10 protein-coding genes, 1 other RNA gene and 1 other annotated feature are annotated in these 13581 nt (G+C 48.5%); of the genes, 10 read left to right on the top strand and 1 reads right to left on the bottom strand.

The window, feature by feature from the left end:
* Positions 1-8 precede the first annotated feature (8 nt).
* The 10 genes from recJ (at position 9) to B3S86_RS09245 (ending at position 12215) form a co-directional block, all read left to right on the top strand.
* The gene (recJ, locus tag B3S86_RS09290; protein WP_290751778.1) at positions 9-2318 is read left to right on the top strand and encodes a single-stranded-DNA-specific exonuclease RecJ; all 2310 of its coding nucleotides are present in this window, start codon (positions 9-11) and stop codon (positions 2316-2318) included.
* Complete coding sequence (locus B3S86_RS09285) at positions 2297-2815, top strand: adenine phosphoribosyltransferase (RefSeq protein WP_035406521.1); 519 nt, start codon at positions 2297-2299, stop codon at positions 2813-2815. Before recJ ends, B3S86_RS09285 begins: the two co-directional genes overlap by 22 nt.
* A 141-nt stretch (positions 2816-2956) precedes the next feature.
* Positions 2957-5155: a RelA/SpoT family protein gene (locus B3S86_RS09280; RefSeq protein ID WP_056062492.1), complete on the top strand. Its 2199-nt coding sequence runs from the start codon at positions 2957-2959 to the stop codon at positions 5153-5155.
* A gap of 14 nt (positions 5156-5169) precedes the next feature.
* A complete protein-coding gene (gene dtd, locus B3S86_RS09275; protein ID WP_290751773.1) occupies positions 5170-5619 on the top strand; it encodes a D-aminoacyl-tRNA deacylase in 450 nt (149 codons plus the stop codon).
* 45 nt (positions 5620-5664) lie between these two features.
* Positions 5665-5886: a binding site (T-box leader), on the top strand.
* A 42-nt stretch (positions 5887-5928) separates the two neighbouring features.
* On the top strand, positions 5929-7209 hold the full coding sequence (gene hisS, locus B3S86_RS09270; protein WP_290751770.1) for a histidine--tRNA ligase: 1281 nt from the start codon (positions 5929-5931) through the stop codon (positions 7207-7209).
* Positions 7206-8972 (top strand): aspartate--tRNA ligase, encoded by a 1767-nt coding sequence (gene aspS / locus B3S86_RS09265; protein ID WP_290751767.1) that lies wholly within the window; start codon positions 7206-7208, stop codon positions 8970-8972. The genes hisS and aspS overlap by 4 nt, the downstream gene beginning before the upstream one ends.
* Positions 8973-9034: 62 nt before the next feature.
* Positions 9035-9619, top strand: coding sequence for a DNA-3-methyladenine glycosylase (locus B3S86_RS09260; RefSeq protein ID WP_290751764.1), 585 nt, complete (start codon positions 9035-9037; stop codon positions 9617-9619).
* A 289-nt stretch (positions 9620-9908) separates the two neighbouring features.
* Positions 9909-11093, top strand: a complete 1185-nt coding sequence (locus B3S86_RS09255) for a DASH family cryptochrome (protein ID WP_290751761.1) — start codon at positions 9909-9911, stop codon at positions 11091-11093.
* A gap of 74 nt (positions 11094-11167) precedes the next feature.
* A non-coding RNA gene (ssrS, locus tag B3S86_RS09250) (6S RNA) lies at positions 11168-11357 on the top strand.
* A 93-nt stretch (positions 11358-11450) separates the two neighbouring features.
* Complete coding sequence (locus tag B3S86_RS09245) at positions 11451-12215, top strand: tRNA threonylcarbamoyladenosine dehydratase (RefSeq protein WP_023468920.1); 765 nt, start codon at positions 11451-11453, stop codon at positions 12213-12215.
* A gap of 12 nt (positions 12216-12227) precedes the next feature.
* Here the strand turns inward: B3S86_RS09245 and B3S86_RS09240 are convergent, their stop codons facing one another.
* Positions 12228-13565, bottom strand: a complete 1338-nt coding sequence (locus B3S86_RS09240) for a replication-associated recombination protein A (protein ID WP_290751758.1) — start codon at positions 13563-13565, stop codon at positions 12228-12230.
* Positions 13566-13581 lie beyond the last annotated feature (16 nt).

The following is a 13581-nucleotide window of genomic DNA, read 5'->3' as shown; positions in this document are numbered from 1 at the left end:
GGTTTGAGATGTACCATGCTAAAAAAACATGGCTTGATAAAGTCATTGATCCAGAACAAATCGAACAATTGACGGCGGATGGCTCGATCTCTCCGCACGTCGCACAACTACTTGTCCAACGGGGGTTCACGACACGTGAAGCAGCCCGTGAATTTCTAGAAACCGATCAAATGGCATTCCACGATCCATTTGCTTTTAAAGACATGCCGAAAGTCGTTGAACGGATTCAACGTGCCGTCAACGAAGGTGAGATGATTTTAATTTACGGTGATTATGACGTCGATGGTGTGAGTTCCGCGGCGATTCTCTGGCACGCCTTGATTGAAATCGGAGGGATGGCAGAGTGTTATATCCCAAACCGATTCACGGAAGGCTATGGACCGAATGAAGCAGCATTTCGCTGGGCAGCGGAAGAAGGGTTTAGTCTCGTCATCACCGTCGACTGTGGGATTTCCGGTATCCACGAAGCAGATGTCCTGAAGGAACTCGGGGTCGATTTAATCATCACCGATCATCACGAAGCAAAAGAAACGTTACCCGATGCCTTTGCCTTGATCCATCCAGGTGTCGATCCGGCGTATCCGTTCTCGAAACTCGCAGGCGCAGGAGTTGCCTTTAAAGTCGCGCATGCTCTCCTTGATCGTGAACCAGTCGAATTACTCGATCTTGCCGTGCTCGGAACGATTGCCGATCTTGTTCCGCTCGTCGGCGAAAACCGCTTACTTGCGATTCGTGGCATCGAAGCACTGAACGCAAGTGAACGTCCAGGTATCCTTGCGTTACGTGACGTCTGCAGTTTAACTGAGGACGAACTAACGGAAGAGTCGGTCGGATTTGCGTTCGGTCCACGGATCAATGCAGCAGGTCGTCTCGATTCTGCGATGCCAGCGCTCGAGATGTTGCTAGCAGAAAGTAAAGATGAAGCACTTCATCTCGCGAAACAGCTCGACCAACAAAATAAGCAACGTCAAGATATCGTCAAGCAGATTGCGGAAGAAGCAACGGCGCTTGTCGAGGAACGCTTCAAGGATGACCGCGTCCTCGTCGTCGATGCGGCAGACTGGAACCCAGGTGTCGTCGGGATCGTCGCCTCGCGACTCGTTGAAAAATATCATCGCCCCGTCATCATGCTGTGTCATGATGCTGAAAAAGGAACAGCCAAAGGTTCTGGGCGATCGATTCCAGCCTTTGACCTCTTCGCTGAACTGACGAAATGTGAAGATATCTTACCGCATTTCGGCGGACATCCAGCTGCGGCTGGGATGACTTTATCTTCTGATGACGTTGAGACGTTACGTCAACGCTTGAATGAACAAGCGAGCACGTTACCGGATGACGCGTTCATCGCGACAATCGATGTCGACCTACGTCTACACGTCAGTGATGTCTCGATTCAGTTAATTGAAGACATTCAGCGACTGGCACCGTTCGGGATGGGAAACCCCGCGCCACGGATCGTCATTGAGCAGGCGAAGATTCGCGATATGAAACGGATCGGTCGTGATCTGACGCATGTCAAGGCACTCCTATCAGGCGACGGGAAGGAACTCGATGCAATCGGCTTCGGCTTCGGCGACCTCGTCGATGAAGTTTCAACCTTATCGGAGATTCACTTGATGGGCAGTCTGAACATCAATGAATGGAATGGTTTCCGTAAACCACAATTGATGATTCAAGACGTCGCTGTCGAAGATGTTCAAGTGTTTGATTACCGTGGAGGTAAGCGGCCGCTGAGCGATCTATTCGCCTTACCGCACGAGACGACGACATTCGTCGCCTTTACCGATGAGATGAAGGAGAAATACACTGAACGTTCGTTGAATGGTCCGATTCGACAAAACATCGTCTTTCTTGACCTGCCGGAAGAGGAAGCAGCATTTTATCCATATGTGCAACAGGCAGAGCGGATTTATTGTGCCTTTAAGGATGAAGGCTATTATTTCGAGACGATTCCATCGCGTGAGGACTTCAAACAGTACTTCCAGTATTTTGCGAAATGTCCACGGGATGAGCTCCGGATGGGTCTCGTACGTTTGTCGAAATCGCGAAAATGGACGAAACGATCGATTAACTTTATGCATTCGGTATTCTCGGAACTTGATTTTCTTGTTACAATGGAGGACGGGCTGCCGGGTGTGAACCCAAATGCTGCAAAACGAGATCTGACGGAAGCACCGACGTACCAACGTCATGAAGCGCGTCAAGAGCTCGAGCAACAATACATTTATTCGTCACTCGCTCAGTTGAAAGAGCGTTTTGATACTTTGGTAGAAGCGGCGAAGCAGGAGGAAAAGACATGGAGTTCAAACAGCATATAAAAGAGGTCGAGAATTGGCCGAAAGAAGGAATCAGTTTCAAGGACATCACATCACTCATGCAAAACGGACCGGCGTATAAACAATCGGTCGATGCGCTCGTTGAGTATGCACGTAGTAAAGGCGCAGATGTCATCGCAGGTCCAGAAGCACGTGGATTCGTCGTTGGTTGCCCAGCAGCTTACGCGATGGAAATCGGATTCGTTCCTGTTCGTAAAGAAGGAAAATTACCGCGCGAGACAGTCCGTGTCGAGTATGGTCTTGAGTACGGAAAAGACGTCTTGACGATGCACGAAGATGCAATCCAACCGGGACAACGCGTCGTCATCCTTGACGATTTGCTTGCGACAGGTGGTACGATTGAAGCAACGATCCAAATGATCGAAAAATTAGGCGGAACAGTTGCCGGAATCGGATTCTTAATTGAACTCGATGGTCTTGGCGGACGTGAGAAACTCGAAGGATATGACATTCTTTCATTGATTCGCTACGAAGACTGAAGACACTATACTCTCTTGGTACTTGATGACCAAGGGGGTATTTCTTTTTATTTTGACATCTTCTCAAGATTTCACGATAATAAGAATTATATATTAGGGATTCCGTTGCAGACGATCCCGGGGACTGGGTGAGGAAAAGGGATGACAAATAAACAAATCGTAAATGTAGAAGACCTTCTCGCTCGATGTGCGGAATACATGACGCAAGTTGAAGTCAAAGACATCGAACGTGCTTACCAATTCGCGAAAGACGAACATGATGGACAATTCCGCCGTTCAGGGGAACCGTACATCATTCATCCGGTACAAGTTGCCGGTATCTTAGTCGATATTGGTTTGGATGCAACGACGATCGTCGCTGCGCTTCTTCATGATGTCGTCGAAGATACGGACATTACACTCGAAGAATTATCCGAACGATTCGGATCTGACGTTGCGATGCTCGTCGATGGCGTCACGAAACTCGGGAAAATTAAATATAAATCGAAGCGCGAAGAGTTAGCTGAGAACCATCGGAAGATGTTCATCGCGATGGCGGAAGACATTCGTGTCATCTTGATCAAACTGGCTGACCGTTTGCACAATATGCGGACGTTGCAACATATGGTCAAGGAAAAGCAAGTGCAAAAAGCAGAAGAGACGCTTGAAATCTTCGCGCCACTTGCGCATCGTCTCGGGATTTCGACGATCAAATGGGAACTCGAGGACATCAGTTTGCGCTACATCAATCCGCAACAATACTACCGGATCGTTTCGATGATGAAACAAAAACGGACGGAACGAGAAGCGCTCGTTAGTTCGGTTATTGAAGAGGTCAATGAAGTACTCGATGATGTACAGATTGCAGCGGAAGTCGATGGACGTCCGAAGCATATCTATTCCATTTATAATAAGATGCAAAACTCGAAAAAAGAGTTCAGTGAAATCTATGATTTGATGGCTGTTCGCATCATTGTTGACTCAATCAAAGATTGTTACGCTGTACTCGGAATCATTCATACGCAGTATAAACCGATGCCGGGACGTTTCAAGGATTATATCGCGATGCCGAAGCCGAACATGTATCAATCGCTGCATACGACGGTCATCGGACCGAAAGGCGAGCCGCTCGAGGTCCAAATTCGGACGCGAGACATGCATTTCATTGCCGAGTACGGGATTGCCGCTCACTGGGCGTATAAAGAAGGTAAGGAACAGGAAGCAAAATCTGGGTTTGAGGATAAGATTGCTCACTTCCGCGAGATTTTGGAGTTACAGAAGGACACGGCAGATGCCGAGGAATTCATGGAATCGGTCAAAGTCGACTTCTTCAGTGACATGCTGTACGTCTTCACACCAAAAGGTGACGTCATCGAGTTGCCGAAAGGTTCTGTTCCGATTGATTATGCCTACCGAATTCATACGGAAATTGGTCACCGGACGATCGGAGCGAAAGTCAACGGACGGATGGTACCGATCGACTATAAGCTAAAGACAGGTGACATCATCGAAATCGTCACGTCGAAGCATAGTTATGGTCCAAGTAAGGATTGGCTCAAGATTTGTGTGTCGAGTCAGGCGAAAAATAAAATCCGTCAATGGTTCAAACGTCAGCAACGCGAAGAGAACGTCTCAAAAGGACGGGAACTGATCGAAGCAGAAGTGAAGAAGCTTGGCTTTGAGCCGAAAGAAGTCATCAATGAGAAGACGCTCGAAGACGTGACGCGGAAGTTCAACTTCTCGCAAGAAGAAGACATGTACGCTGCCGTTGGCTATCATGGTCTGACTGCTGCCCAAGTCGCGCATAAATTAACGGAAAAATTACGCAAAGACAAAGAATCCAAAAATCTAGAACTGAACGAAGCAATCAGTGAGATGAAGACGTTCGATCGTCCGAAAAAGGAAAATCCGGAAGGGGTTCGGGTCAAAGGCATCGATAACATGCTCGTTCGCATGAGTCGTTGTTGTAATCCGGTTCCAGGGGACGATATCGTCGGATATATCACGCGTGGGCGTGGCGTCTCAATTCACCGGACGGACTGTTTGAACGTCATTCACGAACAAAATCCGGAACGTCTGCTCGAAGTCGAGTGGGAACATGAAGGTAAAGCCGTCAAGAGTTATAACGTCGAAATCGAAATTTCTGGATTTGACCGGGCAGGATTGTTGAATGATGTCTTGCAGTCGGTATCTGCAACGAATACGAACATCGTCGCTGTCAGTGGGAAGGGCGACGACAGTAAACAAGCCAAAATCACGATGACGATTGCGATCAATAATGTCAATCATCTACAAAAAGTCGTCGATCGAATTAAACAAATCTCTGACGTGTATGCTGTACATCGCGTCATGATGACGTAAGGAGCGGATCCGTCGTGCGAGTTGTATTACAACGAGTCAAAGAAGCAAGTGTCACAGTCGATCAAAAAATCATCGGTCAAATCAAACAAGGATTTCTTTTGCTCGTCGGTGTCACGCACGAAGACACGATCGATCAGGTGAACTGGTTAGCTGATAAAATCGCAGGACTCCGTGTGTTTGAAGATGAGGAAGAACGGATGAATCGCTCGTTACAGGATGTCGACGGTCAGATTCTATCCGTCTCGCAGTTCACGCTGTATGGTGATGTCAAAAAAGGACGTCGTCCAGCCTTCACGGAAGCGGCGAAACCGAATGTTGCCAATGAGTTGTATGAAGCGTTCAATGAACGTCTTCGTGCGCAAGGACTGACGGTCGAGACAGGTCAGTTCGGTGCCATGATGGATATCGCGCTCATTAATGATGGGCCTGTAACGTTGATTCTTGAAAAAGAAGCAAACGCTTGACAGGAACCGAGAGACGAGGCAATATTAGACGTAACCAAATGATTCATACGACCGAAGACGAAGAGGAGTAATCAAGACCTCGTCTGCTTAGAGAGTCGCCCCTTGGCTGAAAGGGCGAACAGACGAACTCGATGAAAGACCCTTCCGAGGTATCTTCCTGAACTGAGAGTAGGGAAGGTCGTACGCAGGCGTTAACTGCACCGAGTGGTCAAATGTGATTTGACAACCAGGGTGGTACCACGGGATCTTCAAGTTCTCGTCCCTTTGCGGACGAGAACTTTTTTGTATTCAAAAAAGGAGGAATTTGAGATGAAATTACCACGCGGTACGTTTGATGTCCTTCCAGGAACAGTCGAACGTTGGCAGTACATCGAACAACAATTACGTGAAATTAGTAAGCGTTACAACTATAAGGAAATCCGGACGCCGATTTTTGAGGAGACAGAACTCTTTAAACGTGGCGTTGGTGAGACGACGGATATCGTTCAAAAAGAGATGTTCATGCTTGAGAAACGCGGAAAAGACCAGTTGACGTTACGCCCGGAAGGAACGGCTGCCGTCGTTCGTTCATTCGTGACAAACAAACTGTTCGGTTCACCGAACCAACCAACGAAATTATTCTACATCGGCCCGATGTTCCGTTATGAACGTCCGCAAGCAGGACGATTCCGTCAGCTCCACCAATACGGAGTTGAAGCACTCGGAAGTGAACAACCGGCCATCGATGCGGAAGTAATCAGTCTCGCGATGAGCATCTACCGTTCATTCGGATTGAAGCATCTTAAACTGGTCATCAACACGCTCGGGGATAACGAAAGTCGCGCCGCACACCGGGCAGCACTCGTCGAACACTTTAAGCCAGTCGTTCACGAATTATGCCAGGACTGTCAAAATCGTCTCGAAACGAATCCACTTCGTGTCCTCGATTGTAAGGTCGACCGCGATCACCCGAGCATGGCAACAGCACCATCGATTCTCGATTACTTAAACCCGGCATCAAAAGCGTACTTCGACGAAGTGTTGCTTCACTTAGATGCACTCGGTATCGAGTACGTCGTTGATCCAACGCTTGTTCGCGGAATCGACTATTACAATCACACGGCGTTCGAAATCATGTCAGAAGCAGAAGGTTTCGGAGCAATCACGACACTATGTGGTGGTGGTCGTTACAACGGTCTCGTCGAACAGATCGGTGGACCGGCAACACCGGGAATCGGATTCGGAATCGGTATCGAGCGTTTATTGATGGCGCTTGAAAATGAGAACGTCTTACCAGCAGTCGACGATCGAATCGATGTCTTCATCGTCGCGCAAGGCAGTGACGAAGTCGAAAAGACAGCGACACGACTCCTACAATTAATGCGTCTTGAAGGACTTGTCGCGGATCGGGATTATCTCGGTCGGAAGTTCAAAGGACAATTTAAGGCAGCAGATCGCTTGAAAGCACGTTACACGGTCATCCTCGGGGATGAAGAAGTCGAGCGTGGTGCAGCTGCCCTCAAAAACATGGCTACAGGGGAACAGACGGACGTTCCGTTATCAGCAGTCGCTGATACGATCGTCGCGAAATTAAAGGAGGAAGCACAATGATCGGACGCACGCATATGAACGGACAGGTGACAGAAGAAGTCATCGGACAACACGTTCAACTTAAAGGATGGGTTCAAAAACGACGTGACTTAGGAGGATTGATCTTCCTTGATCTCCGTGACCGTAGTGGCATCGTCCAAATCGTCTTCCAACCGGAAAACGAGCAGGCACACCGTCTTGCCGAATCGATTCGTTCGGAATATGTCCTCGATATTAAAGGACATGTCATCGCACGTGAGAATCCGAACCCGAACATCCCGACTGGACAAGTCGAGGTCGTCGCGGATGAAGTCGTCATCTTAAACGCAGCGAAGATGACACCGTTTCCGATCAGTGAAGAAGCGGAGCAGACGTCAGAAGATTTACGTCTCAAATACCGTTACCTCGACTTGCGTCGCCCATCGCTCCAAGAGACATTCCGTCTTCGTTCGAAAGCATCGAACATCATGCGGAACTTCCTCGATGAGCAAGACTTCCTGGAAGTCGAGACACCGATCTTAACGAAATCAACGCCAGAAGGCGCACGTGACTATCTCGTCCCAAGCCGGGTTCACCCGGGCGAGTTCTACGCCTTGCCACAATCTCCACAATTGTTCAAACAATTGCTGATGGTGTCTGGTTTTGAGCGGTACTTCCAAATCGCACGTTGTTTCCGTGATGAAGACTTACGGGCAGACCGTCAACCTGAATTCACGCAAGTCGACATCGAGACAAGCTTCATGGACATCGAAGACTTGTATGCCATGATGGAGTCGATGATGACACGCGTCATGAAAGAAACGCTCGGAAAAGATATCGTGACACCATTCCCACGGATGCCGTATGCAGAAGCAATGAGCCGGTATGGTTCGGATAAACCGGATACACGCTTCGGTCTCGAATTGATCGATGTCGCGGATGCCGTCAAAGGAGCAGGATTCAAAGTATTCGATATGGCACTTGAAGCAGGTGGAGAAGTCAAAGCATTGAACGTCAAAGGTGCAGCTGAACGCTTCTCACGAAAAGACATCGATAAGTTACAAGAATTTACGGCGATTTACGGTGCAAAAGGTCTCGCATGGGTCAAAGTGACAGCGGACGGATTGAATGGTCCAATCGCGAAGTTCTTCAACGAAGAAGCAACCGCTCGCTTGACAGCGGCGACAGATGCAGAAGCAGGCGACTTGTTGTTGTTCGTCGCAGCAAAAGCATCGATCGTAGCAGACAGCTTAGGTGCGCTCCGTCAGAAGTTGGCGAAGGAACTCGACTTAATTGATGAGTCGGTCTTCAACTTCCTTTGGGTGACAGACTTCCCACTTGTCACGTACGAAGAAGAAGATGGTCGTTTCTATGCGAACCACCACCCGTTCACGATGCCGCGTCGTGAGGATCTCGAATTGCTCGAGACGGATCCTGGCAAAGTCCTCGCAGTCGCGTATGACCTCGTCTTAAACGGATATGAGCTCGGCGGTGGATCACAACGGATTTATGAACGGGATATCCAGGAGCGGATGTTCAAGTTGCTTGGCTTCTCAGAAGAAGAAGCAAACGAGCAATTCGGCTTCTTGATGGAAGCATTCGAATACGGAACACCACCACATGCGGGGATCGCACTTGGTCTAGACCGTCTCGTCATGTTACTCGCAGGGCGTTCGAACTTGCGTGATACAATTGCCTTCCCGAAAACAGCATCAGCAAGTGATCTGTTGACGGCAGCACCAAGCCCAGTCTCGGATGCGCAATTGAATGATCTCTCAATTCGTACAGCAGTCAAACAATCTTAAGTCACGACAAGCGAATCTTCCGGTATGGGAGGTTCGCTTGTTTCATGAAGGAGGGCGAACGGATGGAACGACACTTTTTTGAACGGTCTCCAGTTGAAGTCGGACCAGACTTCTTAGGAACACAGATCACGGTCGATGAGGTGACGATGCGAATCGTCGAGGTCGAAGCCTATCTCGGTCCTCACGATCAAGCGGCACACTCGTTTTCCGGTAAACCGACGAAACGAACGGCACCGATGTTCGGTCCACCCGGACATTTATATGTTTATTTCACGTATGGTATGCATCACTGTATGAATATCGTTTGTGGACATGAAGGGGAAGGATACGGACTGCTGTTACGAGGTGCCGAAATCATCAGTGGGCACGATCTTGTCGCTGAACGCCGTTTCGGTTGTTCCTACGCAGAATTGACTGCGATTCAACGACGAAATCTCGTCAATGGACCGGCAAAATTGTGCCAAGGATTCGGTCTAACGACTGCTGATTCAGGTCAGGATCTTTATCAAGACCGGTTTCGACTCGTTGCCGACCCAGTCGATGCAATCGTCCAGACGACACGCATTGGTATTCCAAATGCTGGAGAAGCGACGGCCTATCCATGGCGTTTTTATGTCGACGCGAGTGAAGGTGTCAGTAAACATTAAAAAATGGACGCTCCGATCAGGAAGCGTCCATTTTTTATTTAGGATTGTTGATTGATTTTTTAGCTTGTTGTTTTTTATAGAATTTATAAACGATTGGTCCAACCGTCGTTACAAGCGTCACTAATGTTCTGAGTTTACCGCGTTTTGCAGCCATTGATCCATTCACTCCTCTGATTTGTTGTAATAATCATATTCCACGAAAACAACGTCTTAAAACCTCGTCGGCACATCGATTGGTTTTCTAAGTCCCTTGGTCGGGTCATAGTATAAGAGAAGGGAGCCGATCAATATGGGAGCAGTCGTCTGGTACCGCAATGATTTGCGTGTCGATGATCATGAAGCACTTCGGAGCGCATGCGAAGAACAAGATACGATTCGGGCAGTATACGTTAAAAATCATAAGGAACAGCTGTTTGAAAGAGGCGCGCAACAAGCGAAATTCGAAGAAGAGACATTAGTGAATTTAGCCGATCATTTGTCTCAAATCGGAATTGCATTAGATATTTTAGAGGGGAAGGTGAATGAGGCACTTGATTCTTATCTACAAACGGATGATACAGTCTATTTCCATAAGATGACTGGAACAGAAGAAGCGGCAAGTGAGCAGTATGTCAAAGACAGATATACAGTCCGTTCTTTTGAGACACAGACACTACATCGCCGGGAAGATATCGGAAGTGACGAACTGAAGCGCGTCTTTACAGCGTTTCGAAAACGTGTCGAGGCGAAAGGAACCTTCTACGATCCACTTGATCCACCAACCGGTATTCGATTAATAAGGGAGGAATCAGTCAAAGCGGATCCAGAGATTGCGTTCCCGTTCCGTGGTGGAGAATCAGCGGGGAGAGCACGTCTTCAAGAATACTTTGCTGAGCCTGTATTCACCTATAAAGAAACACGTAATGGTTTTTTGCGAGATGATTCTTCGAAGTTATCTGCCTGGCTAGCGAACGGATCGCTGTCACCGCGTCGCGTCATGGCTGAATTGCAGAAAGCCGAGCGAAAAAAGGGAGCAAATGAATCGACGTACTGGTTGTATTTCGAACTGTTATGGCGTGACTTTTTCCATTTAACGATGCGTGAGACAGGAAGTCGTCTGTTTCGATCGAATGGATTAAAGGAAGGACAATACACGTGGAAGACGGATCAGCTAGCTGTCGAACGTTGGATAAAAGGAAAGACCGGTGTACCGTTCGTTGATGCCTTTATGAACGAGATTCGCGAGACGGGATGGATGTCGAACCGGGGCAGGCAGATCGTTGCCAGTTATCTCATTCATGAATTAAAACAGGACTGGCGCATCGGAGCACAGTATTTTGAACAACAATTGATTGATCATGACGTTGCTTCGAACTATGGCAACTGGGCATTCATCGCAGGGGTCGGGAATGCGACACGGACGCCACGATTCGATCCCGTGTTCCAGCAACAACGATATGATCCGAATGAGGAATTCACGAAACGTTGGACCTGAAAAAAGCATCTTTTTCTGGAGTGGGAAGTAGTTGCATTTCAGAGGGGAGGATGCTATATTAAATGCATCAGATGGGGTTCCTGAATTGTACGAGAGCCGCCTTTTATCTTTGAGCCACTCTTTTTTGATAGGGAGTTTGACGTTCCAACTAGTAGTACATGCCTCGTAACACAGCAGGAGGACGTACGAATAGGAATCGGATAAGACACCCACCTGCACAGCAGGTTCAAAAATAAGGTATCGACACGGCACTTCGGGTCCCATCGTCTTATTATTTTATTGTTTGACACGTCGCATGACGTTTTTTTTTATGATATAATTCCGAGTAAAACAGTATGAGTATTGTGAGGTTATGAGATGTTACATCAATTTTCGCGTAATGAACTAGCAATCGGTAAAACTGGACTTGACGCATTGGCATCCAAGTCTGTCGCTATTCTGGGAATCGGTGGTGTTGGATCGTTCTCGGCAGAAGCGCTTGCCCGTAGTGGTGTAGGTCGTTTGATTCTCGTTGATAAGGATGATATCGACATCACGAACGTCAACCGACAAATTCATGCCTTGCTTCCGACGGTCGGTCAGCCGAAGGTCGATGCGATGGCAGAACGTCTTGCGTTAATCAATCCAGACCTTGAAATCGTTCGTTTAAAGATGTTCTACAATGAAGAAACATTCGAGTCGTTCTTTGAACAGCAGCCGGATTATGTCATTGATGCATCGGACACGGTCTCGTTCAAAATTCACCTGATTCAAGAATGTAAGAAACGTAACATCCCGATCATTTCGAGCATGGGGATGGCGAACAAGATGGATCCGACACGCATCAAGATCGTTGACATCAAAGATACAAGTTATGATCCTCTGGCGAAGGTCATTCGGACGAAACTCCGGAAAGCCGGCATCCATAAAGGTGTTCCTGTCGTCTTTTCCGATGAACCACCCGTTAAGATCATTGAAGAAGTCCGCCAAGTCGTCGGAAACGATGCCGCTGCGATTCGTAAAGCGAAGATGCCACCGAGTTCGAATGCATTTGTTCCATCTGTCGGTGGACTGATTGCAGCGAGCTACGTCATCAATGAGATTGTCCGTGAAGCTGGCGTGACGATCGAACGCGTTCGTTAAAAAAAAGCGACCTTATGGTCGCTTTTTCTGATGTGTGGCTGTTTGTTTGTTCCAAAAATCAAGTCGAGCTTGCAGTTGTTTCTCAAAACCGCGCGGGCTCGGGCGATAAAAGACCGGCTTTGTTCGGGCCAGGTTCTCGGGCCAGTAATTTTGTGGCACATAGGCATGCTCGAACTCATGAGGATATTGATAAGTGACACCATTCCCGAGCGCCGCTGCCCCCGGATGATGAGCATCGCGCAAGTGCGGCGGGACGGGTCCGCCGTCCGAACGACGAACGAGCGTCAATGCTTGATCGATTGCTGAGATGACAGCATTCGATTTCGGTGCCGTCGCGAGATATAAGACCGTTTCAGCAAGCGGGATCCGTGCTTCCGGGAAACCGACGTACTCGCACGCGCGTGCGCAGGCATCGACCATTAATAACGCTTGCGGATCAGACAGACCGATGTCTTCTGCCGCATGGACGTAGAGACGACGGACGATGAAACGTGGACTTTCGCCCGCTTCAATCATGACGGCGAGCCAGTAGAGAGCGGCGTCGGGATCGGAACCGCGAATCGATTTGATGAAGGCGGAGATGACATCATAATGACGATCGCCGTCCTTATCATACTTCAATGCCTTTTGCTGAATCGATTCCTCGGCGACAGCGAGGTCGATCGTGATTTGACCATCGATTTCCGGTGTCGTCAAGACGGCGAGTTCGAGCGCATTCAATAATGCCCGGTAGTCGCCGTCTGACAATTTGACGTAATGATCGATTGCTTCATCCGTGATCGTGATTGGATATTTGCCAAGACCACGCTCCGTGTCCTTCAGGGTCCGATCGAGGACGATCCGTAAATCATCTGCCGTCGGGGGTTCAAAACGAAAGACTGTTGCCCGCGATAAGAGAGCGGCGTTGACCTCAAAACTCGGATTTTCCGTCGTCGCCCCGATCAATGTGATCGTACCCGCTTCAAGCGCTGGCAGTAAGGCGTCTTGCTGCATCTTATTGAACCGATGGATCTCATCGAGAAAAAGGATCGTTTTTTGATCCTCGAACTGAAGACGAGCTTCGGCTGCTTTTAGAATTTCCCGTAATTGTTCCAGTTTCGCCGTGACCGCATTCAATTGCTCGAATGCTGATTTCGTATAACTGGAGATGACACGTGCGAGCGTCGTCTTACCGGTACCGGGTGGACCGTAAAAAATGACGGTTCCGAGACGATCGGCTAATATGGCACGCCGCAAAAGCGTCGTCTCTCCGATTAGATGGCGTTGTCCGACGATTTCATCCAGATTCTGCGGACGCATCCGATTCGCGAGCGGTCCGGCAGGAGACTGGGATTCAAATAAATGTGCCATACACATATGCTCCTTC

Source organism: Exiguobacterium sp. UBA3968 (assembly GCF_002385115.1).
Lineage (GTDB): Bacteria > Bacillota > Bacilli > Exiguobacteriales > Exiguobacteriaceae > Exiguobacterium_A.
This window is presented reverse-complemented; position numbering and strand designations above follow the sequence as displayed.